Consider the following 22,503-nt stretch of genomic DNA (forward strand, 5'->3'; position numbering starts at 1 on the left):
AGAGGTTGCAGAGACAAGACAGTCCTTCTTCCTCTGCAATTTCCGCTCATCTCCTCGTTTCTCTGCGGGTGTTTTCGTCCGTTCTGCTTTCGAGCTTGGGGGCGGATTGGCCGGCCGTTCAGACCTTCCGCAGGATCAGGCACCCGTTGGTGCCTCCGAACCCGAAGCCGTTGTTCATGACGTATTCGGAATCGAGGGTCCCGGCCACGTTGGCGGTCACGTCCAGGTCGCACTCGGGGTCCTGGTGGTCCACGTTGATGGTGGGGGGGATCTTCCCGGTCTTGACGGCCATGACGGCCACGATGGTCTCCAGGCCGCCGGCGGCGCCCAGCAGGTGCCCGTGCATCGACTTGGTGCTGCTCACCTTGATCGTCTTCGCGTGGTCGCCGAAGACCTTCTGGATGGCCATGCACTCCAGCTTGTCGCCCACGGGCGTGCTGGTGCCGTGCATGTTCACGTAGCCCACTTCCTCGGGCGCGATGTCCGCATCCTTGATGGCGGCGCGCATGACCCGCTGGCCACCCTCCCCCTCGGGGGCCGGGCTGGTGATGTGGTTGGCGTCGCCGCTCATGCCGTAGCCGGCGACCTCGGCGTAGATCTTGGCGCCCCGGGCCTTGGCCAGCTCGTACTCCTCGAGGATGACGATGCCGGCGCCCTCTGCCATGACGAAGCCGTCACGGTCCACATCAAAGGGCCGGGAGGCGCGCTCGGGCTCGTCGTTGCGGGTGCTGAGGGCCCGCATGGCGGCGAAGCCGCCCACGCCGAGCTGGTTCACCACGGAGTCGCTGCCGCCTGCCATCATGCGATCCGCATAGCCGAAGGCGATGAGGCGAGCCGCGTCGCCGATGGCGTGGGCGCCCGTGGCGCAGGCCGTGGCCACGGCACTGTTGGGCCCCTGCAGGCCGTACTTGATGCTGGCCTGGCCGCTGGCCATGTTCACGATGAGGCTGGGGATGAAGAAGGGGCTGGTGCGGCGGGGGCCGCGGTAGCCGTTGGCCTCGTCCCAGATGGTGCTGAGGCCGCCGATGCCGCTGCCGATGTAGGCCCCGAACACCTCCCGCTCGGCCTTGGTGAGCTCCACCTGGTCGAAGCCCGCATCCACCCACGCCTCATGGGCCGCGCCCAGGGCGTACTGGATGAAGATGTCCATCTTCTTCTGTTCCTTCTTGTCGATGAAGGGATCGGGGTTGAAGCCCTTCACCTGCCCTGCGATCTTGCAGGCGAAGTCCGTGACGTCGAAGCGGTCGATGGGGCCGATGCCGCTTCTCCCCGCCAGCAGGTTGTCCCAGGTTTCGGGCACGGTGAGGCCGCAGGGGTTGATGGTCCCCATGCCGGTGATGACGACGCGGCGACGCTGGACGGTCCTGGTCATGGATTCACCTCTTGGAACGGAAAACAAACGTGCCGCAGGGCCGTGGGGGCGCTGCGGCACGTCACGATCGCGATGGATCAGGCCTTCGCGTGCTTCTCGATGTAGGCGATGGCATCGCCCACCGTGCGGATCTTCTCCTGCTCGCTCTCGGGGATCTCGAGGCTGAAGGCCTCTTCGATGGCCATGATGATCTCGACGGTGTCAAGGCTGTCGGCGCCGAGGTCGTCCACGAAGTGGCTGGATTCGGAGATGGAATCTTCGGGCTTGGCCAGCTGCTCAGCAATGATCGCAATGACCTTCTTACGCACATCAGCCATCGTGGGCTCCTCCAAACGAACCTGGAAACCCTAACACACCCCCGACGCATTGTCCAAACCCGGAGTAAAGACACCCGTACCCCTCCCCGGCGCCGGCAGAAAGATTGCGCCTGGGCCGGGGCCGTGGAGGATGGACCCATGCCCCGCCCCAAGACCCTTGAAGAACCCGAACATGGATGGCCCCTGGGATGGGGCGCCAGCCTGCGGGAGTTCCGCACCTTCCTGGCGGTGGAGCGGGGGCTCTCACCTCACACGGCCTCGGGCTACCTCTCGGACCTGAACCACCTGGCCGCCTGGGCTTGCGGCCGCGAGGTCTCCCCCACAGACCTCGCGCGGGACCACATCACAGCCTTCCTGGTGGGCCAGCAGTCCGAGGGCAAGGCCCCCAGGAGCCTAGCCCGGCTGAGTTCGAGCCTGCGCGCCTTCCTGTCCTTCCTGCGCATGGAAGGCGGCGAGGGGGCCGGCCCCGAGGCGGTGGTCAAGCCACCCCGCCCTCCCCGCATCCTCCCCCGCACCCTGGGTGAAAGCCAGGTGGAGGCGCTGCTTCAGGCGCCGGACACCACCAGCCCCCTGGGCGTACGGGACCGTGCCTGGCTGGAGCTGCTCTACGCCTCAGGCCTGCGCGTGTCTGAGCTGGCCGAGCTGCCGGCTCTGTCCGTGTTCCTGGATGAGGGTTTCCTCAAGGTCATGGGCAAGGGCCGGAAGGAGCGCCTGATCCCCTTCGGGGCGGGCGCGGAGCACTGGATCCGCGCCTGGCTGGCGCTGCGCCCCGGCTTCAAGCCGAAAGGCGTGGAACTGTTCGTCGGTCAGCGGGGCGAGGGCCTCACGCGCCAGCACCTCTGGCGCCTGCTGAAGGGCTACGCGCGCGCCGCGGGCCTTCGCCCGGAGGCCGTGAGCCCGCACGTGCTCCGCCACGCGTTCGCCACGCACCTCCTCGACCACGGCGCCGACCTGCGTGCCGTCCAGGCCATGCTTGGCCACGCCGATATCAGCACGACCCAAATCTACACGCATGTCCACCAAGCCAGGCTCCGCGCCCTCTACGACCAGATGCACCCGAGGTCGGCGCCCTGACCAAGAACGATCCGGGTCGGGCGAACAGGACTACCCCCCGATCGGGCGCGCCCTCTAGGCGCGCCCTCCCGCTCACGCTGCACCTGCGGCTTGCGATCGCGGAGGGGGACCCGTTGCCACGCACCTCCTCGACCACGGCGCCGACCTCCGTGCCGTCCAGGCCATGCTCGGCCACGCCGATATCAGCACGACCCAGATCTACACGCATGTCCACCAGGCCAGGCTCCGCGCCCTCTACAACCAGATGCACCCGAGGTCGGCGCCCTGATCAAGAACGACCTGGGCCGGGCGAACAGGACTACCCCTCGATCGTGATTCGCTCTGGGTGGGTCCCCGCGCCCTCTATGACCAGATGAAGCCAAGATCCGGGGGATGAGAAGTCTCAAAGCTGCGTCAGCAGCACGCCTCCCAGCACCAGCACGGCACCCACTGCGAAGGCCGGGGTGATGGCCTGCCCGTAGAAGATCCAGGCCAGGATGGCCGTGGCCACGGGTTGGCCGTTGGTGGCGATGGCGACCCGGCTCGGTTCCTTGATGGAGAGGGCATGGAACCAGAGCAGGTAGGAAACCACGCTGGTCATCAGGCCGAGGTAGACCAGGCCCACCCAGGCCACGGACGGAACGGCGGCCACCTTCAGGCCCGGGAGGCCTGCGGCGCCGAGGGGCGCGAAGATCGCGAGGCCGAAGAGGATGGACAGGGTGGTGGCTCGCTGGGCCCCATGCCTCTGCACCAGGGGCCGGCTCATCACGGTGTAGCCCGCCCAGGCGACCACCGCCACCAGCACCAGCAGGTCGCCCAGGATCCACCGGGGCGGAAGGGCGCCTCCCGCCTTTCCTGAGAAGAGCACCAGCACGCCGGAGAAGGCCAGGGCCAACCCGCCCAGCTTTCGCGGACCAGGCCGCTCCTGGCCGCGGGCCCAGGCCAGCAGGAGCACCACGGTGGGCGTCAACGCGTAGAGCAGGGCCGCATGGGAAGGCAGCGTGAAGGCCAATCCTCCGAGGAAGGCCAGCTGGTTCAGCGTCACCCCCAGGAACCCCGCCGCCAGGTAGGTTCTCCATTCCGACCGGGCCACGGACCACAGCTCCAGGCGCCGCAGACGCGCCAGGATCAGGAACCCCGCGCCGGCGATGAGGAAACGCAGCAGGCCCAGGGCCAGAGTCGGAATCGCGTCCGCGGCGGGCTTGCCGAGGAGGAAGGTGCCGGCGGAGATGACCGTGTGGAGCCCCATGACAGCGGCGAATCGGAGATTGCGATGGCTCATCCCTCCAGCATGGCCGCGGATGACCTGGAGGGCCGCCGCGGATTTGTGAATGGACCGCCCCTGGCGGAATGGGCGATGATGGGCCAGGAGCCGCGAACCCATGGCCGTCACCAAGACCCCCCGCAAGAAGCCCACCGCTGCAGCCGCCGGAGTGGAGAAACCCGCCCCCAAGGCGAAGGCCGCCCCAGCGAAGAAGGCCTCCGCCAAGAAGGCTGAGGCTCCCGAACCCAAGGCCAAGAAGGCCGCCAAGACCCCGGCGAAGGGCAAGGCCGCGAAGGCAGTCGAGGTCGCGCCAGCGCGGCCGGAACCCATCGCCCCTGCCGCTCCGGCTCCGAAGCCCACTGCGAAGAAGCCCGCGGCCGCGGCGGTGCCGTCGGCGCTGGTGGATGCCCTCCTTGCCGCCATCCGCGAAGGTCGCGCCGTGGAGTTCATCTTCGCCGACGCGGATGCCAACGCCCCGCGCACCTTCGAGCCTCGTCAGCTCACCTTCGACGCCCTCAGCCAGGCCTGGTACGTGTGGGGCTGGGATCGCCGCTACAACGCCGAGCGCCACCACCGGGTGGACCTCCTGGCCGAGGTGAACGAGGTGGAGGGTGTCGGCCGCGCGGCCCAGGGACCCTACGCCGAGGGCACCCCCGCCAATCAGATCGGCGGCTGGCTGGGCGGCGAGCCCATCGCCGTGAAGGGCACCCTGCTCAAGCAGTGGGTCTTCGCCGTGAAGCAGGCCCCTCCGGCCTTCCCCCGCTTCAAGATCGAGGAGCAGGGCGATGGCCAGGCCCTCGTGAGCTTCACGGCCACTGACCTCCGCGCCATCGCTCGCTGGGCCATGCAGTTCGGCGACGGCATCCAGGTGCTGGAACCCGCCCGCCTTGTGGACCGCATCAAGCAGGTCGGTGCCGTGTGGGCCGGCCGGGACCGCCAGGCCACCGCGCCGGCGCCGAAGCCCGCGCCTCGGCCCGAGCCCGAGCCTCGCCGGCACGAACCCAAGCATCACGCCGAAGCGAAGGCCGAAGCACGGCCCGAACCCAGGCCCCATCGCGAGCCCCGCCCCGAGCGCGAGCGGGAGGAAGCACCCAAGGGCAAGCCCGGCAAGGTGGAAGTCATCCACTTCGACCGGCTCTGACCTGAGAGTGCCTAACAAAACCCCCACGGGGCCGCGCGAGGGCCGCCGGGCGAGCGAGGCGAGGAACGCGAGGAGACGCGTAGCGGGTACTACGCGCGACGAGCGTGACGCGGCATCGCGACGCCCGCCGGCCCTCGCCCGGAGGGAGAAAGCCAGGCGGGCGCCCCGCGGCGTCAGGTCCCTTGAACAACGAACCACGTTGCCCTGCGGGCCCTTCCTTACGGTGCATCCCGCCTGGCTTTCTCGCGACCCCGTCGGGGTTTTGTTAGGCACTCTGAATCAGGGCTGGGCATCCTCCAGCTTCCAGCCCCGCTTGCCGGGCCAGAAGCCGTAGGCCTGCCCGAGCACATTGAAGGACACCCCGCGAAGCCGGGCATCCGCCAGCACCCTCACCAGGATGTAGTTGAGGGGGATCACGGGCTTGTCCCGCCAGATGATCTCGGAGAGTTTCAGGTAGATCTTCCGGCGGGAGACCCGGTCCAACGTGTAGCGCCCCTCTTCGAACAGGCGGTCCACCTCCGGGTTCAGGTAGCTGCTCACGTTCGCCTTGGTGCGATAGCCCTCCCTGGTGAACAGGGGGGCATCCACGTCAGGGTCCAGGGAAGTCGTCCAGCCATACGACCAGATGTCCCCGTCATGATCCGTGGACTTCTCCGTGAGCGCCTCGAAGGACAGCCGCCGGACTTCGATGCGCATGCCCACCTTCGCCGCTTCCTCCGCGAGGAGATGCGCGGTGCTGCGGGTGACGGAGGTGCTCTGCTCGTAGGCCACCAGGGTGAGGGGCCGGCCCTGCCGGTCATGCCGGATTCCATCCGCACCCATGCGCCACCCGGCCGCCTCCAGGATCGCCTCGGCCCGTCCGATCTGCGGCAGCGGCCGGGGCGTATCGTCGTGGGCCCAGTTCTCGGGGGGCCAGAAGGCAGAGGCGAGCCGGGCCGGGAAGAAGCGCCGGGCGCGTGCCAGTTCCTGCCAGGGCACCAGCTCCGCCAGGGCCTGGCGCAACGCGACATCGCCCAGCAGGCTCAGCTTGGGATCACAGTTGAGGAAGAAGGCGCCGAAGGCGGCCTGGGGCACCGAGAAGGCCTGGAGCCGTCCCCCGCCCTGGGCGCCCTTTCGGACCAGATAGTGCGGCAGGGCTCTCACCAGGGCGTAGTGGTACCGACGCTCCAGGAGGGCCTGGACGAGGTTCGTCTCCTCCGATGAATCGATGAACTCGAAGGCGGGCCAGGCACCGGGATGGGCCCCGCGGTAGCCCGGCCAGAGCTCCAGCCTCAGGTGGGTGGTGGTGGCTTTGCCGACAATCCGGTACGGGCCCGAACCCACGGGCTGGAAGTTCACGGGGTTGGATTGGGGCTTCGGGCCGACCTGGTAGTGGCGCCGAGGTACAGGGATGAAGTTGTAGAGATCGGAGAGGAGGGTGCCGCGGGGGCGGGCCAGGTGGATCCGCACCCGCAGGGGGCCTTCAGCCACGAAGCTGTCCATGGAGGCCACCCCCCCGGCCGTGTCCGCGATGGCCCGGACCTGGGGCATGCGGAGGGCCTTCCAGGTGAAGACGAGATCCTCGGCCTCGATGGGAGTCCCATCCTGCCAGGTCATGCCAGGGCGCAGGTCGAGGATGACCTCCCGTCCGCCCTTGAGGACCGTCCACCCCTGCAGCAGCCCGGGGATGAAGGCCCCCTCGGCGTTCATGGTCACCAGGCGGTCGAAGACGAGGTCCACCGCCTCGCCATCTGTGTCCCGGGTCATGAGGAGGGGGTTCAGGGTGGTCCAGCCGTCCACCGCCACCCGGATGGGCTCAACGGCGCTCAGGCCCCAGGAGAGGCAGACGGTCAGGAGGAGGGAGCGCCATGGCATCGTGCCCACTCCATCGGTCGAATCGCGATGGGTCTGAAATCTATTCCTTGGCCGCGGTTTCCACCAGCTCCACCAGCGCCTCCGCCATGCGCTCGCCGGCCCGGGGCGGGTTCTCCACCACGGTCCCCACCAGCTTCTGCCCGCCTCCCGGCTGGGTGGCGAACAGGTAGAAGGTGGGTACGCGGACCACCGGCTGGGGGGCGCAGCCCTTGGGCCACTGGGCCTCCGTGAGCCGCTTGTCCCGATAGACGCCCAGGTAATGGACCTCGATGAAGGAATTGGGCTCTGCTTCCAGGGCCAGCAGGTCCGGCAGCTGGTACTGGCTGTCGCCGCACCAGGAGCCGAAGACGGCGACCAGCGTGAGGGGGCGGCGCACGGCCGTCCATCGGGCCCTCAGCTCCGCCGGCAGCTGGAGGCCCGTGACCGTGTCCCGGAAGACGGCCCGGTGGGCCAGGATCTCCTTCGCGGTCGTGGGCCCCAAGAGCAGGGGCTGGTGGTCCTTCGCATCGCAGGGCAGGCCTCCCGGCACGGTGGCGGGGATCGGGGGTGGGACCGCAGGCGGCTCCGCCTGCAATCCCAGGGTTCCGAGGGCCAGGAAGACAGCTTTCATGGGAATCTCCGGATGCCAGTCTAGCCTTGCGATAAACTTGACTCAATCGCTCAAGAATACTAGCCTGGAACCTGGAGAAGGTTTCGTGAAGATCTCGGCCCGAGGCAGGTACAGCATGCAGGCCCTGTTCGACCTGGCCCACCACAGCCACGGCCAGCCGGTGCCCCTGCATGTGATCGCCGAGCGCCAGAAGCTCTCCCTGCCCTTCCTGGAGCAGATCTTCAACAAGCTCAAGAAGGCCGGTGTTGTCGCCAGCGTGCGCGGGCCCAAGGGCGGGTACATCCTCACGCGGCCCTGCAACCAGGTCAGCGTGGGCGAGATCCTCCGCCTCACGGACAGCAGCTTCTATGCCGTGGCCAAGGAGGATCCGCGCTCCGCGAACCAGGTGCTCATGGCCGACGAGCGTATGAGCCTGATGCTCTGGAACCGACTCTCCGACCACATCTCCGCCTTCATGGAGAAGGTGACCTTCGCGGACCTCTGCTCCGAGACCGCCAGCAACACCTGCCCCGACTGCACCTGCCCGGAATATGTGAAGGATGTGCAGGGCCAGATCGTCCGCGGCGAGCGCAAGGCGTGCGGCGTGATGTGAGCCCTCCCCCGGGACGGTTCCTTCACCCTTTCTCCTTCACGCACAGGCACGAGGTTTCGGCCCGCACCTGCGCCCGAACCTGGGCGCGCCGGAGGTCCTCCCCCGCGGCGGAGGCCTCGGCCTTGCGACCCTGGGCCGCCAGCGCCTTCTGGAGGCCCAGAAGGGACCAGTAGTTCGCGGGGTAGGCCCGGAGATCCGCGCGGTAGACGGCCTCGGCCTCCTTGGCCCGCCCGGCGGAGAGGAGCACGGCCCCCAGGGCATGGCGGGCGGGGACGACGCAGGCGGGAGGCTCGTCGTACTTGAGGGCATCCTCCAGGCGCACGGCTTCCTGCAGACGCTGGACGGCCTCGTCGGCCCGGCCCTGACCGAAGGCGATCTCGCCCGCCAGGAAGGCACGGGAGACACCCATCACTTGACGGGCGTTGTTGGAGCCCCAGAGGTGGGTCTCCGGGATGCGCGGCAGGGCTGCCTCGAAGGCCGCCTGTTCTTTCAGGGCCTCTTCGCTCCGTCCCGTGGCTGCGAAGGCGGTGCCCCGCAGCGCGTGCCAGTTGGCGGTGGCGAGGGGCAGCCGGGCATCTGGTGCGGGTTCGGCCAGCAGGTCATCCCAGAGGCCGAACCGCTTCAGGGCCTCCCAGTGCCGGGTGGCGAAGGCCTCCGCGAAGGTGGCGTTGGCCACCACCCACTCCAGGGGGAAGGCCGAGACCACGGCCTTGGTCTGGGCCAGGGCCACCTCCTGGCGTCCTTCCATGAGGGCCGTGTAGGCCAGGAAGTCCTCGTTATGCACCATGTAGAGCCCGTAGAAGCCGATCTCCGACTGGCGGGCCCGGTAGCGCGCATCGGCCTCCATGGCCCTTTCATTGGCCTCGGCCGCACCGCTCCAGTCCCCGAGCCGGGCATAGATATGGCCAGGCATGTGGACCAGGTGTCCCGCGTCGGGCACCAGCCGCCGAAGGCGGTCGGCCGCGGCCTTGGCGCGCTCGGGATGGGGGGAGCCCTCGTAGGCATGGATGGTGAGGTGGAGGGCCAGGGGATGGCTCGGGGCCAGCGCCAGGGCGTGGCGGAGGGCGGCCAGGATCTCCATGGTGCCGGGCTGGGGCGCGCCCGCCCGGGTCCACTGGTCCCAGGGCCGCACGTCCATGAGGGCTTCCGCGTAGAGGGCCGCCATGTCGGCATCCTTGGGGAAGCGGGCCGCCACCCGCCCCATGGCCTGGGCGTAGGCGGCATCCAGGGCGCTGCGGTCCGCCGGGTTGGGCATGGCATAGCGGGTGCCGATGGCCTCGATGAGGGCCCGCTCCACGGGCGGCGCCGCGGCGGCGCGCTTCCGGGCCTGGCCGAGGGCGTCCCAGGCGGTCTTGGCCTGGGCCTCATCCATGACGGGGTTGTTGATGTGGGGGCCGTTCACCAGGGCAAGGCCCCACCAGGCCATGGCGCAGCCGGGGTCCAGGCGCAGCGCCTCCTGGAAGGCCCGGGCGGCGGCCTCGTGGTTGAAGGCGTAGGCCCACACCAGCCCCTGGTCGAAGGCCGCCTGGGCGCCCGGAATCGAGGTGGCGATGCGCCGGTGGTGCCGGCCCAGGTCGTAGGATCGCCAGGGGGCCGGGGCCGTCCCGGATTCAGGAGGGGCGGCGGGTGCCAGGGTGCAGGCAAGGAAGAGCGTGCCAAGGAAGAAGCCCATGGTTCACCTCTCGAAAAGAACCGGTGCCAAAGATAGGCAGATAGGAATAAAAAGGCAATATCATAATTTTCGCGATCAATCATCCTGCCTTGGTGCAATGGTATCGTTTTCATTTGGATGTACCGGCATGAGCAATCCCTGCGCCCTCCCCAGCCTGGCCCTGCCACCCACCGAGGCTGAGCTCAAGACCCTGCCCCGGCTGGAGAAGAAGCTCGCTCGCCGGGTGGGCGAGACGAACGCGGCCTACAAGCTCATCGAGGACGGCGACCGCATCCTCGTGGCCGTGAGCGGCGGCAAGGACTCCTGGGCCCTGCTGGACATCCTCGAGCGCCTGCGGAAGCGGGCCCCCGTAACCTTCGCGGTCGAAGCCGTCACGGTGGATCCCGGCTTCCCCCAGTTCAACCCTGACCCCATCGCCGAGGTGTGCGAGCGGATCGGCGTGCCCCACCACATCATTCCGGCGCCCATCGACAAAATGGTGCGGAGCAAGCCCGAGGAGCTGCCCTGCATCATCTGCTCCCGGCTCCGGCGCGGGGTGCTCTACTCCTTCGCCAAGCAGCGCGGCTTCTCCAAGATCGCCCTGGGCCACCACCTGGACGACCTGCTGGAGACGCTGCTCATCAACCTCTTCTTCGAGGGCCGCCTCAGCACGATGCCCCTGCGCCTGGAGAGCGACGACGGCGCCAACACCGTCATCCGCCCCCTGGGCACCTGCGAGGAGAAGGACCTGCAGCGCTACGCCTGGCTGCGGGGCTTCCCCATCGTGCCCTGCGGCTGCCCCCTCTGCGGCTGCTCCAGCCTGGAGAGCCGCCGCAAGCAGGTGAAGGAACTCATTGCGTCCATGGAAGGCAGCATTCCGCGGCTCAAGGCCTCCATGCTCGGCGCCATGGGCAATGTGAAGCTGAGCCACCTGCTGGATCTGGAGCTCGGGGCGGGCATCGCGAGAGGGGTGGACGAGGCGGTGGAGCGGCTGGGGTAGCCTCCACTCAGAAGATCAGGCCGGGGCGTCCCTGGCGCAGGGCCTGGAGAATGGCGTCCCCGGCGAACCAGAAGAGGAGTCCCAGGCAGGTCCCCAGGCAGAGCAGGAGGAGGAGCCCGGGGATCCAGGCCGCCGCCACGCCGCGCCAGGTCTCCACCCGGTGGGTCCGGGCCAGCATCAGCCCCTGGTAGGTGGCGGGCACGACGAGCATCAGCACCCCGGCGAGAATCTGGAAGACCTGCCCCGCCAGGCCCGGCAACGACTTGCCGAGGTTGAGGGGGAACAGGATCCAAGTGAACACGCCTGCGGTGTAGAGCGTCGAGCGGAAGGTCACCATGAGTCCGTACCCGTTCCGGTTGCCGCGCACCATCCACAGGCCCAGGTGGTTGAACAGGCCCCCGACCAGGCCTCCGATCACCAGGCCCAGCGGGGCGAACACGAGGACGGACACCACGGAGATCACGAGCACGAACCCCTGGGGGGGTGCCGCAGCCGGAAGGTGGAGCCAGCCCGCCCAGACCGGCGGGCGCGGGATGAACACCGCCAGCAGCCCCGGGATTACCGCCGGAAGATACCCCAGGAGACAGATGAACCAGAGGGGCCATCCCAGGCTATCGGCCCCGCGGAGGGCTTCGCCCGCCCGCTCCCGGTCCGAGAGGATCCATCGGAAGGTCTCCCGGATGCGTGAGCCGAGGTCCGGGTGGGCATTCCGGTCCTCGAAGGGGATGAGGGGTCCCGTGACGGAGGGGAGCTGGTCTTCCAGGGGGGCCTGGGGCGGCGCGTACGGATCCATGGTCACGGAAACCTCGGGTGAGTGTCACTCCACCCTAAGCCACAGGCCCTTGAGATAGAACCCCTCCGGGTGGTTCAGCGCGTAGGGATGGTCGGCGGGCTGGCCGAGGTGGGCGAGCACCTTGGCCTCGCGGCCGGTCTCCAGCAAGGCGGTCCAGACGGCCTCCTGGAAGCGCATGCGGTCCAGGTGCTGGCTGCAGGAGAAGACCCACAGGAAGCCCCCGGGGGCCGTGGCGCGGGCGCCCAGGCGGAAGACGTCCTTGTAAGCCTTGAAGGCCTTGTCCACGTCCTTGCGCTGCTTGGCGAAGGCCGGCGGATCCACGATCACGCGGTCCCATCCGCCGGGCTCCAGCTGGCGCATGAGCTCGAAGGCGTCCCCCTCCATGCGGACATGCGCCGAGGGGTCCAGCCCGTTGGCGGCCCAGTCGCGTTCCGCCTGGTCCAGGGCCGGGGCGCTGATGTCCAGGGTGGCCACCTGCGAGGCGCCGCCCAGGCCCGCATGGATGCTGAAGCCGCCGGTGTAGCCGAAGGCGTTGAGCACCCGGCAGCCCTCGGCGTGGGCCCCCACCTGCAGGCGATGCACCCGCTGATCGAGGAAGAAGCCCGTCTTCTGGCCCCGCAGCAGGTCCACGCTCAGCTTCGCGGCACCTTCATGCACCGTCACGGGCCCGCCCAGGCTGCCCTTGAGCAGGCGGTTCACGGGCTCCAGTCCTTCCTCCTTCCGGCCGGACTGGCTGCGTTCCACGAAGGCGGTGATGCCCTCGCGTTTGCCGAGCTCGAAGAGAACGGGCCACCAGATGTCGCGCAGGGCCTCGAGCCCCGCCGTGCCCACCTGGAGCACCAGGGCCTGGGCATAGCGGTCCACCACCAGGCCCGGCAGGCCGTCGCCCTCGCCGAACACCCAGCGGCAGCCGCCTTCAGGGCCCCACAGGCCAAGGTCTTTGCGCAGCCTCAGGGCGGACTCGAACCTCGACCGGAAGAAGGCCTCGTCCAGGGGCGCGTCGTCGAAACGGAAGATCCGCGCCGCCAGCGGGTTCGCCGGGCTGGCCGTGCCCACGCCAAGCACCTGGCCGGAGTCATCGGCGAGGCGCACCAGAGCCGATTCGGAGGGCCGCGCCAACGCGCCGGAGAACACCCAGGGGTGGCGCTTGGAGATCAGCCCCTCCTTGCCGGGCTTGAGGCGGAGCAGGGGGTAGGGCCAGCGGGGCGCGTTCATGGCTCCAGGGTACTTGATAGTCTTGAGGGATGCGCCGCTTCGTCCTGCTCGCCGTCCTCCTCACCCTCCTGCCCCTGAGGGCCGAGGCCCCGACGCCCGAAGCGGGCCCCGTCCTGCTCATCAGCGAGGACGGTCTGGGCTCGGACCAGTTCCGCCCCGACACCATGCCCCAGCTCTGGGCACTGTCCCAGCAGGGTCGCCGCGCCGCAGTGCGCCCGCCCTTCCCCGCCACCACCTTCAACGGGCACGTCACGCTGGCCACGGGCTGCTGGCCCGAGCACCACGGCGTGGTGGCCAACGGGTACTTGCGGCCCGAAGACCGGCAGCGCGTGCCTGCCGCCAACCGGGTGGAGGACATCCTGCGGGAGCCGCTGTGGGTGGCCGCCACGCGCAGCGGCGTCCGCACCGCCGTCTTCCACTGGGTGGGCGCCTCGGGCCCATGGGAGGGCGTGACTCCCTGGCGCATGCAGCCCTTCAAGCTCGGCGTGCCGGATGCGGAAGGCCTGGCCTTCTGCGAGGCCGCCCTGGCGGACGGCGCCAGGCTGGTGATGGCCTACCTCTCAGGCACCGACGAGGAGGGCCATCTCAAAGGCCCCCACAGCCCGGAGGCCCTGGCCAAGCTGCGAGCCATCGACGCCGAGCTCGCCCCCTGGCTGGCGCGCATGCGGCCTGCCCACCCGGACCTGCGGGTGATCCTCACGGCGGACCACGGCATGGTCCCCATGAAGCGCCGCGTGCACTTGCCGAGCATTCTCGACGGCATCCCCGTGGACCTCATCACCCATGGCGGCAGCGCCTACGTCTACCTGAAGCAGCCCGGCGACCGGGCCCGCGCCCTGGCGCGCCTCCGCAAGGCCGGCCTGAAGGCCTGGCCCCGCGAAGCGGTGCCCGTCCGCTACCACCTGGGCGGCAGCCCGCGGGTGGGCGACGTGGTCGTCCTGGCGCCCCTGGGCACCTGGCTCTCCCAGGCCCGCAGCAGCCGCGAGGACGAATCCGAGCGCCACGGCCGCGCCGGGGCCCACGCCTACACGCCGGAATCCGCCCCCATGAAGTCGTGGCTCATGGTCCTGGGCGCGGGTCGGGGCCCGCTGGCCGACGTGCCGGCCTGGGACATCGCGCCCACGGTCGGCGCCTGGCTCGGCCTCCGCTGGGCCCAGCCCCCGGACGGCAAGCCCGTGGCGGCGCTGGTCCGCTGATCGGTCTCTCCAACGGCAACAGAGGAACGCGAAGATCGCGAAAACGCCCTGCGGGCATGTGAAAACGCGAAAAGAATCCGATCGGATCGGAGGTGCACTTTCGCACCCTCCGGCGACTTTCTCCGCGTCCTTCGCGTTCATCTTTTCCAGCGGAAACGCTGAATCAGTGGATGAGCGCCAGCAGCACCTGGGCCAGGACGATCTTCAGGATGGTGGCCAGCGGATAGACCGTGGCGAAGCCAACGTTGGGCAGCTCATTGCCCGTCTGGTGGTTCGCGTAGCCCAGTACCACGGGCTGGGTGTGGGTGCCTGCCACGATGCCGAACATGACGTTGAGGGGGATGCCGAAGCCCTTGTGCCCGATCAGCATCGTGAGCGAATCGGCCACCAGGCAGACCAGGAAAGCCGCACCCAGGAAGAGGGGCAGCACGCCGGCATTGCCGGCCACAATGGCCCGGAAGCCCTCGCCGGAGATCACGCCGATGCCCGCGGCGAACAGCACCAGTCCGAACTGGCGGATGGTGTGATTGGCGCTGTAGGGGAAGTTCCAGACCAGGGGCCCGATGCGGTGAAAGCGGCCGAGGATCAGCGCCACCGCCAGGGGCCCGCCCGCGAAGCCCAGCTTGAAGATGATGCCGTGGCCCAGGGGGATGGGAAGCTGGCCCAGGGCCAGACCCGCCGCCAGGCCCATGGCGAAGGTGAGGAAGCTCACCTCGCTGAGGGCACGGTAGCTGTCCCCGAAGAAGGTCTCGATGGCCTCGATGTTGTCCCGGCGGGTGGTCACGCGCACCCGGTCGCCGAGCTCCAGCACCGTATCGCCCGCCGGCACGAACCACAGGTCTCCGCGCCGCACGCGGGTGATGATGGCCTGGTGCTTGTTCACCAGGTCCAGCTTGCCGAGGGGCACGCCCACCACGTCCCGGTTGGAGACGAAGACCCTCGTCGCGTCCAGCGCGCTCTGGTCCCGGTCCAGCTCCACATGGCTGCGCTCGCCGATGAGGGCCGCCACCTGGACGAGATCGTCCGGCGAACCCACCACGGTCACCAGGTCGGCCACCTTCAGCCGGAAGTCCGGCCCCGGCAGGATCAGCTCCGCGTTGCGCAGTACCCGTCCGAAGACCACCTGGAACCGTCCAGCGGCGCGGATCTCCCGCTTCGTCAGGGACTCTGCCTCGGGTCGCGTCACCTTCAGGGTCCAGACCTCCAGCTTGTGGTGACCCGCTTGGTAGTCCTTGAGGCCGTCCGCCTCCTCCCGCAGGTTCACCCGGAAGAGCCGCGGACTCACGAGGATGACCAGCATGGGCACCAGCACGCCGATGGGGTAGGCGATGGCGGAAGCCACCGTGGGCTGGGCCAGTTCCAGGGGCCCCGCACCCATGGACTTCACCCGCTCGATCACGCCCGCCAGGGCGGGCATGTTGGTGAAGCTGCCTGTGAGCAGGCCCGCCGCGTAGCGGGCGTTGAAGCCCATCAGGCGGGCCAGCAGCACCACGAAGGCCATGGAGGCCACCATCACCAGGACGACCACGGCGTTCTTCTTCATGCCTTCGCGGCTGAAAGCAGCCCAGAAGCTGTGGGAGATGGAGAGCCCCATGGCGTAGACGAAGACGGCGAGGCCCAACTCGTAGACCAGCTTCATCTCCCGGGAGATGTCCTTCTTGAGGCCCGGGTCCAGGCCCGGCGCCATCACCAGGGCACCCAGAGCGATGCCCGCGAAGAGGATGCTGGCGATGCCGAAGGAGGCCCCCGCGATCCGGATCTTGCTGATGGGGTACCCGAGCGCCACCACCGCGAACAGCATCAGGAGCGGGTTGTGCGCGAAGAAGAAGAGGGTCTGCTCGATCATGCCCGCCCCGCTCAGGATCACCTGGGGTTCATGTCAACCGCCGGATGGCCGCCGCCAGGGCCTCCACCTCGCCGGGCCGCGCATCCGGGAGCATCGAGAACCGAAGCACCGAGCGCGCGTCGTCCGAACTATACCCCAAGGTCATGATTGCGTGGCTGGGCTTCACGGCCCCGCTGTGGCAGGCGCTGCCCGTGCTGACGGCGTAGCCGGCCAGGTCCAGGGCCACCTGCAGGGCCTCGCCGTTGCGGCCCCGGAACAGCACGCAGCTGGTATTGGGCAGGCGTGGCTGCCCCTGGCCGATGACCTCCATGCCCCGGTTCCAGGATGTGATCTCGGTCTCGAAGGCATCCCGGATCGGCGCCAGGGCCGCATTCATGGCTTGACGCTCCGTCAAGTGCCGAACGGCCGCCGCCAGGCCCAGGATGGCCGGCAGGTCCTCGGTGCCGCCGCGACGGCGACGTTCCTGGGGCCCTTCCATCACGGCTTCCCAGGGCAGCCCGGGCCGCATCCAAAGCAGGGCCGCGCCCCTGGGCCCGCCCACTTTGTGGCCGCTGAACACGGCGGCGTCGCAGTCGGACAGGTCCACCGGCACCTTGCCCCAGGCTTGGCAGCCATCCTTGATGCGGACGGCATCCAGGACCGAGGGCATGGGGTAGAGGATCCCCGTCTCGTTGCTGGCGGCCATCTGCACCACCGTGGCGCAATCCGCCGGCACCTCCGGCAGCCAGCTCACGCGGGACCAGTCCCGCAGGGGGTTCAGGCAGGCGCTGTGCTCGCCTGGAAAGACCGCTGCCGGGCGGTCGCCCAGGGCGCCTTGGAGCCCCCGGATGATCAGGTGCAGGGCTTCGGTGGCGCTGGCGCAGAACACCAGCTCCCTCGGCGCAACGCCCAGGGAGGCCGCGAGCTCCCGGCGGGCCTCCTCGAGGCGGAACCGCGCCCGCTGGCCCTCCCGGTGGGTGCTGGTGGGGTTGGCCCAATCCTCCACCATGGCCCGCCGCACCGCATCCACCGCGTCCGGATGGGGCGGCGTCGTGGCGTTGGCGTCGAAGTAGAGCCTGGGCATGACATCAATGTACCCTGGGCCCATGCCCAAATCCCTGGAAGGCAAGCTCGTCGTCGCCATCTCCTCCCGGGCTCTCTTCGACTTCGAGGAGGAGAACCGGGTCTTCGAGGAATCCGACGACCGGGCCTACATGGAGCTTCAGCTCTCGCGGCTGGACGTGCCCGCCAAGCCTGGCGTGGCCTACCCGCTGGTGAAGAAGCTGCTGACCTTCAATGTCGGGAACGAGGGCCGGGTGGCCGTGGTGATCCTCTCCCGCAACGACCCCGTGAGCGGCTTGAGGGTCTTCCGCAGCGCCCAGGAGTCGAACCTCCAGCTGGAGCGCGGCGTCTTCACGCGCGGCCGGAACCCCTATCCCTACCTCACCTCGCTGGGGGCGAACCTGTTCCTGTCGGCCAAGGAGGAGGATGTCCGCGCAGCCCTCAACGCGGGCTTCGCCGCGGCCCGGGTCTATCCCGACAGCGCCGTGGCCGCGGACCGCCACCCGGACGAGATCCGCATCGCCTTCGACGGCGACGCGGTGCTCTTCAGCGATGAGGCGGAGCGCGTGTATGCCCAGGGCGGCCTGGCCGCCTTCCAGGCCCACGAGATCGAGCGGGCCAACCTGCCCTTGCCCCCGGGGCCCTTCAAGCCCCTCCTGGAAGCCCTGCAGCCCCTCCAGGCGGCGGCCCCGGACGCGCCCATGCGCATCCGCACCGCCCTCGTCACCGCCCGCAGCGCCCCGGCCCACGAGCGCGCCATCCGCACCCTCATGGCCTGGAACATCCAGGTGGACGAAGCCATGTTCCTGGGCGGCCTGGAGAAGGCCGACTTCCTGCGGGAGTTCGAGCCCGACTTCTTCTTCGACGACCAGACGGGCTACTGCGACACCGCCGCCAAGGTGGGCCCCACGGGACATGTGGTGAGCGGCGTGAAGAACGAGACCGGAAAGGGCTGAGACACCTCAGACACCTTCCGCCGCCTTGGCCAGGGCCGCGTGGAACTCCGCCTTGCCCATGAGCTTCCGGACAGCGCCCGGCAGGGCCTGCTCGTAGGCCTGCTTCACGTTGCCTCCTCCGAACACGCCCGCGGCGTGCTTGAAGGAGTCCATGACGGTGTCGGTGTACACCTCCCGTCCCTGGGCGTCCCGGATGCGCACCAGGAAGCTCACCTCGGCCAGGCTGTCGCCGGAGAAGAACCCTGAGTTGTACCGGTGGAGGAAGGTCAGCAACTCGATCTGAAGGGGCACCTTCCCGCCTTCAAGGTCGTATCCCCGCGCCCGCAGCTCCGTTTCGACCGCGCGCTTCAGCAGCGGGAGCACGTCCTCGTCGTTGAAGATAGGGGCGGTCTCGGCGCCGAAGGCGTTGATCTTCTTGGCCACTTCCCGCGTCGGGTTGGGCCGCAGATCCTTGACCTCCACCTTGACCTTGATGGACTCGGCGCCCTTCACCTTCTCGACCGAGACGGGTCCCGGGTAGGCGATGTGGATGGTCTCCGTGGTGAAGGCGCAGCCCAGGCCCATCGCCATGCAGATCCCCGCGCCAGTGCGTCTGAGGAACATGCCCGTGTCCATGGCTCCTCCTGGTATAAAACTGACTTCATTTTACACCTTGTCGTCAAATACGCCGGCTGCAGTGCGATCCAAACCCGCGCCACTGCTAGACTCGGACCATCCGGAGGATCCATGTCCCGCAAGCTGGTGGAGTGCGTGCCGAACATCTCGGAAGGTCGGGATGCCGCGAAGATCAAGCAGGTGACGGATGCCATTGCGGCCGTGCCGGGCGTGGAGATCCTGGATGTGGATCCGGGGGCGGACACCAACCGCACGGTCATCACCTTCGTGGGCGAGCCCGAAGCCGTGCTGGAAGGCGCCTTCACCTGCATCCGGGAGGCCGCCAAGATCATCGACATGCGCCAGCACCACGGGGCTCACCCCCGCATGGGCGCCACAGACGTGACCCCCTTCGTGCCCGTAGAGGGCGTGACCATGGAGGACTGCGCGGAACTGGCGCGGCGCCTGGGCAAGCGGGTGGCGGCCGAGCTGGCCATCCCCGTCTACCTCTACGAATCTGCCGCCTCGCGACCCGAGCGCCGCAACCTGGCCGAGGTGCGCCGGGGCGAGTACGAAGGTCTGGAAAAGAAGCTCCAGGATCCCGCCTGGCGGCCCGATTTCGCCGCCCCCTACAACGCAGGGGCCGGGGCCTGCATCATCGGCGCCCGGGAGTTCCTGGTGGCCTACAACGTCACCCTGAACTCCAACGACAAGGCCCACGCCACGGACATCGCCTTCGAGCTGCGCGAGAAGGGCCGGGTGGCCCGCCGCGGCCGCGTGAAGCCCTACTACCAGGCCGGCGAGCTGATCTACTACGCCGAAGGATCGTTCCCCTGCGGCAACTGCGACTTCACCGGCGCCACCTGGCAGGAAACGGTGGACCACTGCGCCGCGGCCCACGGCTACGACCTGCCGGCCCTCATGCGGCTGAACGACGTGGACCCGGCCAATCCCGTGGGCCAAAAGGTCCGGCGCCGGGGCCTCTACGACCACTGCAAGGCCATCGGCTGGTATGTGGACACCTACCGCCGCGCCCAGATCAGCATCAACCTCACGGACTACAAGCAGACCGCGCCCCACACCGTGCTGGAGGAGGCCCGCCGCCTCGCCGCAGACCGGGGGCTCGTCGTCACCGGCAGCGAGATCGTGGGCCTGGTGCCCTTCCAGTGCCTGCTGGCTTCGGGCCGCCACTACTTGAAGGCCATGGGCAAGTCCACGGGCGTGCCCACCTCCGACATCCTCCAGACGGCGGTGTTCTCCATGGGCCTGGGCGACGTGGCGCCCTTCGAGATCGAGAAGAAGGTGCTGGGTCTGCCCGCCTACGGTGCGAAGGCGCTGGTCTCCATGCCCGTCCTCGCCTTCACGGACGAGGTCAGCCGCGACACTCCGGCCCCCGGCGGCGGCTCCATCGCGGCCCTGGCGGGCAGCCTGGGCGCGGCCCTGGCCAGCATGGTGGCCAACCTGGCCCAGGGCGGCCCCGATGCCGAGAAGGACGCCAAGCTCATCGCTCTGGCCGAGAAGGCCCAGGGGCTGAAGGACCGCCTCATGGTGGCCGTGGACGCCGACACCAACGCCTTCAACGCCTTCATGGACGCCCGCCGCCTGCCCGACGCCACGCCCGAACAGAAGGCCGCCCGGCACGAGGCCATGCAGGCGGGCCTCAAGGTGGCCATCGACGTGCCTCTGGATACGGCGAGGACCAGCCTCGAGGCCCTGGAACTGGCCGGCGAGGCCGCCCGTCTGGGCAAGGTGGCCTCCATCACGGACGCGGCCGTGGGCGCGCAGATGGCTCACGCCGGCGTGCGCGGCGGCATCTGGAATGTCGTGATCAACCTCAAGGACATCACCGACGCGGGCTATGTGTCCGACATGCAGGCCCAGTGCGCGGATCTGCTCGCAAGGTCCACGGAGAAGCTGGCCGAGGTCACGGCCTTCGTGGACCAGAAGCTGCTGGACCGGTTGCAGAAGGCCAAGAAGTAGCTCTCAGCTATCAGCCGTCAGCTCTCAGTTACTGGCTGCTGATAGCTCCGGTTCAGTCCGCCATCCAGAAGAACAGGGCTGTCATCCGCTTGGTGGCCAGATCGTGGCCAAAGTAGCCGCTGGCGGAATGCACCAGATCCGCCCGGTAGAGCAACAGGCGGTTGAAGACATTCGGCACGGAGACATCCGGGTGCCAGGCCTGCAACGGCAGTCCGGTCACGCCCAGGGCCTCGCGCAGGTTGGCATGCGGCGGCGGGCAGAGGTTCCCTCCCAGGGCGCCGTTGGGATAGCGGAGGCGGAAGAAAGTGGTGCCCGCGGCCGCCGGGGCCTTCGGTGTCAGGTAGATCACCGCGGCATAGCGGCAGAGCCTCCGGGAGTCCGTGTGGGGCCGGGGCCCGGATTCCCGGGCGCCCACCACCTGCACCACGTTGTGGTTGAGGAAGGCGCCATCCGGCGCGGTCTCCGACCACAGTCGCCGGGCGCCGGTCAGCTCGCGGACCTTGGCTTCGACCCGGGCCAGTTCCTCCGGAGCCAGGGCGTCCCGCGAGCGCATGCCCGGCCAGGTCTCCTGGGTGTGCGGGAAGCCCAGCTCCCAGGCTTCCAGGGCTCGGAAGCGCCCCACCAGGGCCATGGGATCCGGCAGGATGCCGTCCACGACCCAGTAGTCCCGCCCTTCGCTGGGCTTGCGGTACGGAAGCCGCGGCGGGGCCGGCGGGGGCATGGTCATGGATCTCGCTCCTGGGCGGAAAACCCACAGCCTACCCTGGCCACGAAAAAAGGGGGGCTTTCACCCCCCCACTCCCCCCCCCCGGGGAGAGTTTCTAGGAACCCTTGCGGCCAACCCCTGGACGTGGCGCTTCCTACCCTACGGTTTTAGAGTGGCGCAACTTGAGCAAAGGTGTCAGAAAAAAACGTGTTGCTATTTGCAATATTTAATCCCTATCCCAACACCTTTTCCGGGCTTAGCGATACCAAGGCATCATGGAAATCCGCCGAATCCGGAGGGGCGGACCACCGCATGGGGCTCAACCAGGGCTACATCCATCGAGAGCAGTCGGGCGCCACGGCAGCCGGACGGACCTTGCTGGCCCACCTGGCCGCTCGGCACCCACTGGCGGGCCCGGACCTTTGGCGGACCAGGATCCTGGAAGGCCTGGTACGCCTCGATGGGGCCCCCGCCCTCCCCGATGCCATCCTCCGGGCCGGCCAGTGGATCACCTGGGCCCGCCCCCCCTGGGTGGAGCCTGAGGTTCCCCTCGCCACGGCGGTGCTCTACGAGGATGAAGACCTGCTCGCCGTGGCCAAACCCAGCGGCCTGCCCACCCTGCCCGGAGGCGGCGAATTCCTGGAGCACACCCTCCTGACCCTGGTGCGCCGCCGGGCCCCGGAGGCCAGCCCCATGCATCGGCTGGGCCGGGGTACCTCGGGACTGGTGCTGTTCGCCCGCACTGCCGCCGCCCGCGGCCCGCTCCAGGCCGCCTTCCAGGATGGACGGACCCGCAAGGTCTACCGGGCCCTCTGCCAGGGCCACCCCGCGCAGGACGCCTTCGAGATCGCCACGCCCATCGGGGCGGTGCCCTACGGCCCCCTGGGTACGCTCCATGCCGCCACCCCGGACGGACGCCCCTCCCTCAGCCGGGTCGCTGTCCTGGAGCGGCGGACGGACGCCTCCCTGCTGGACGTGGAGATCCTCACGGGCCGGCCGCACCAGATCCGCATCCACCTGGCCTCCACGGGGCATCCCCTGGTGGGCGACCCGCTCTACGGCCCCGGCGGAGGCCCGCTCCCCGGCACCGAAGCCCTGCCCGGCGACCCGGGCTACCTGCTGCACGCCCACCGGCTGGAGCTGATCCACCCCCGCACCGGCACCCCGCTCACCCTCGAATGCCAGCCGCCGCCAGAGCTGCGGGTGCTTGATTTCAGCGAAAAGAAATCTGGAAGCGGAGGAGATCGGAGGAGCTGAGGAAAGCGGAAAAAAGAAGGGAAGTGAACCGCAGTCCCTCCGTTCTCCTCTGCATGTCAGCTCTC

At 69.0% G+C, this 22,503-nt stretch carries 20 protein-coding genes and 1 pseudogene; 9 read left to right on the forward strand and 12 right to left on the reverse strand.

Annotated features, from left to right (window positions below; all coding sequences use genetic code 11):
• Positions 1–118: 118 nt before the first annotated feature.
• Together fabF and acpP are read right to left on the reverse strand one after the other, a co-directional pair.
• Entirely contained in the window at positions 119–1,372 is a 1,254-nt protein-coding gene (gene fabF / locus ML539_RS06335; protein WP_243321775.1) for a beta-ketoacyl-ACP synthase II, read from the reverse strand.
• A gap of 77 nt (positions 1,373–1,449) precedes the next feature.
• Positions 1,450–1,689: an acyl carrier protein gene (gene acpP, locus ML539_RS06340; protein ID WP_243288255.1), complete on the reverse strand. Its 240-nt coding sequence runs from the start codon at positions 1,687–1,689 to the stop codon at positions 1,450–1,452.
• 138 nt (positions 1,690–1,827) lie between these two features.
• Here acpP and ML539_RS06345 point away from each other — a divergent pair, with 138 nt between their 5' ends.
• Entirely contained in the window at positions 1,828–2,763 is a 936-nt protein-coding gene (locus ML539_RS06345; protein ID WP_243321777.1) for a site-specific tyrosine recombinase XerD, read from the forward strand.
• A 115-nt stretch (positions 2,764–2,878) separates the two neighbouring features.
• Positions 2,879–3,031: pseudogene (locus tag ML539_RS06350) on the forward strand (tyrosine-type recombinase/integrase); the annotation flags it as partial.
• A gap of 114 nt (positions 3,032–3,145) precedes the next feature.
• Here ML539_RS06350 and ML539_RS06355 read toward each other — a convergent pair.
• Entirely contained in the window at positions 3,146–4,024 is an 879-nt protein-coding gene (locus tag ML539_RS06355; RefSeq protein ID WP_243321779.1) for a DMT family transporter, read from the reverse strand.
• Positions 4,025–4,124: 100 nt separating this feature from the next.
• Between ML539_RS06355 and ML539_RS06360 the strand changes: the two genes are divergently transcribed.
• Positions 4,125–5,147: a WYL domain-containing protein gene (locus ML539_RS06360; RefSeq protein ID WP_243321780.1), complete on the forward strand. Its 1,023-nt coding sequence runs from the start codon at positions 4,125–4,127 to the stop codon at positions 5,145–5,147.
• 279 nt (positions 5,148–5,426) lie between these two features.
• Here ML539_RS06360 and ML539_RS06365 read toward each other — a convergent pair whose 3' ends face one another.
• Positions 5,427–7,001: an ABC transporter substrate-binding protein gene (locus ML539_RS06365; protein WP_243321783.1), complete on the reverse strand. Its 1,575-nt coding sequence runs from the start codon at positions 6,999–7,001 to the stop codon at positions 5,427–5,429.
• A gap of 40 nt (positions 7,002–7,041) precedes the next feature.
• Positions 7,042–7,611 (reverse strand): thioredoxin family protein, encoded by a 570-nt coding sequence (locus ML539_RS06370; RefSeq protein ID WP_243321787.1) that lies wholly within the window; start codon positions 7,609–7,611, stop codon positions 7,042–7,044.
• Between the two features lie 85 nt (positions 7,612–7,696).
• On the opposite strand from ML539_RS06370, the gene ML539_RS06375 reads away from it, so the two are divergent.
• Complete coding sequence (locus tag ML539_RS06375) at positions 7,697–8,203, forward strand: Rrf2 family transcriptional regulator (RefSeq protein WP_243321789.1); 507 nt, start codon at positions 7,697–7,699, stop codon at positions 8,201–8,203.
• A gap of 22 nt (positions 8,204–8,225) precedes the next feature.
• Here the strand turns inward: ML539_RS06375 and ML539_RS06380 are convergent, their stop codons facing one another.
• Entirely contained in the window at positions 8,226–9,875 is a 1,650-nt protein-coding gene (locus ML539_RS06380; protein ID WP_243321791.1) for a hypothetical protein, read from the reverse strand.
• 127 nt (positions 9,876–10,002) lie between these two features.
• On the opposite strand from ML539_RS06380, the gene ttcA reads away from it, so the two are divergent.
• A complete protein-coding gene (ttcA, locus tag ML539_RS06385; protein ID WP_243321793.1) occupies positions 10,003–10,854 on the forward strand; it encodes a tRNA 2-thiocytidine(32) synthetase TtcA in 852 nt (283 codons plus the stop codon).
• 7 nt (positions 10,855–10,861) lie between these two features.
• Here the strand turns inward: ttcA and ML539_RS06390 are convergent, their stop codons facing one another.
• Positions 10,862–11,653: a hypothetical protein gene (locus ML539_RS06390; RefSeq protein WP_243321794.1), complete on the reverse strand. Its 792-nt coding sequence runs from the start codon at positions 11,651–11,653 to the stop codon at positions 10,862–10,864.
• An 18-nt stretch (positions 11,654–11,671) separates the two neighbouring features.
• Positions 11,672–12,862 carry a class I SAM-dependent rRNA methyltransferase gene (locus ML539_RS06395; protein WP_243321798.1) on the reverse strand — a complete coding sequence of 397 codons (1,191 nt, stop codon included), beginning with the start codon at positions 12,860–12,862 and terminating at the stop codon, positions 11,672–11,674.
• A gap of 29 nt (positions 12,863–12,891) precedes the next feature.
• Between ML539_RS06395 and ML539_RS06400 the strand changes: the two genes are divergently transcribed.
• Positions 12,892–14,058: a nucleotide pyrophosphatase/phosphodiesterase family protein gene (locus ML539_RS06400; protein ID WP_243321800.1), complete on the forward strand. Its 1,167-nt coding sequence runs from the start codon at positions 12,892–12,894 to the stop codon at positions 14,056–14,058.
• 163 nt (positions 14,059–14,221) lie between these two features.
• Here ML539_RS06400 and ML539_RS06405 read toward each other — a convergent pair whose 3' ends face one another.
• Both ML539_RS06405 and ML539_RS06410 read right to left on the reverse strand, forming a co-directional pair.
• Positions 14,222–15,904, reverse strand: coding sequence for an aspartate:alanine exchanger family transporter (locus ML539_RS06405; protein ID WP_243321802.1), 1,683 nt, complete (start codon positions 15,902–15,904; stop codon positions 14,222–14,224).
• 28 nt (positions 15,905–15,932) lie between these two features.
• A complete protein-coding gene (locus ML539_RS06410; protein ID WP_243321805.1) occupies positions 15,933–16,967 on the reverse strand; it encodes an aminotransferase class V-fold PLP-dependent enzyme in 1,035 nt (344 codons plus the stop codon).
• A 22-nt stretch (positions 16,968–16,989) separates the two neighbouring features.
• On the opposite strand from ML539_RS06410, the gene ML539_RS06415 reads away from it, so the two are divergent.
• Entirely contained in the window at positions 16,990–17,901 is a 912-nt protein-coding gene (locus tag ML539_RS06415; RefSeq protein ID WP_243321807.1) for a 5'-nucleotidase, read from the forward strand.
• Between the two features lie 6 nt (positions 17,902–17,907).
• On the opposite strand, the gene ML539_RS06420 is transcribed toward ML539_RS06415, so the two are convergent.
• A complete protein-coding gene (locus ML539_RS06420; RefSeq protein ID WP_243321809.1) occupies positions 17,908–18,516 on the reverse strand; it encodes a YajG family lipoprotein in 609 nt (202 codons plus the stop codon).
• 111 nt (positions 18,517–18,627) lie between these two features.
• Here ML539_RS06420 and ftcD point away from each other — a divergent pair, with 111 nt between their 5' ends.
• Positions 18,628–20,475, forward strand: coding sequence for a glutamate formimidoyltransferase (gene ftcD / locus ML539_RS06425; RefSeq protein ID WP_243321811.1), 1,848 nt, complete (start codon positions 18,628–18,630; stop codon positions 20,473–20,475).
• 52 nt (positions 20,476–20,527) lie between these two features.
• On the opposite strand, the gene ML539_RS06430 is transcribed toward ftcD, so the two are convergent.
• Positions 20,528–21,202, reverse strand: a complete 675-nt coding sequence (locus tag ML539_RS06430) for a DUF6445 family protein (protein WP_243321813.1) — start codon at positions 21,200–21,202, stop codon at positions 20,528–20,530.
• 291 nt (positions 21,203–21,493) lie between these two features.
• Between ML539_RS06430 and ML539_RS06435 the strand changes: the two genes are divergently transcribed.
• Positions 21,494–22,438 carry an RluA family pseudouridine synthase gene (locus ML539_RS06435; RefSeq protein WP_243321815.1) on the forward strand — a complete coding sequence of 315 codons (945 nt, stop codon included), beginning with the start codon at positions 21,494–21,496 and terminating at the stop codon, positions 22,436–22,438.
• Positions 22,439–22,503: the final 65 nt, after the last annotated feature.

Origin of the sequence: Geothrix sp. SG200 (assembly GCF_022808935.1) — a bacterium.
Taxonomy (GTDB): Bacteria; Acidobacteriota; Holophagae; order Holophagales; family Holophagaceae; genus Geothrix; species Geothrix alkalitolerans.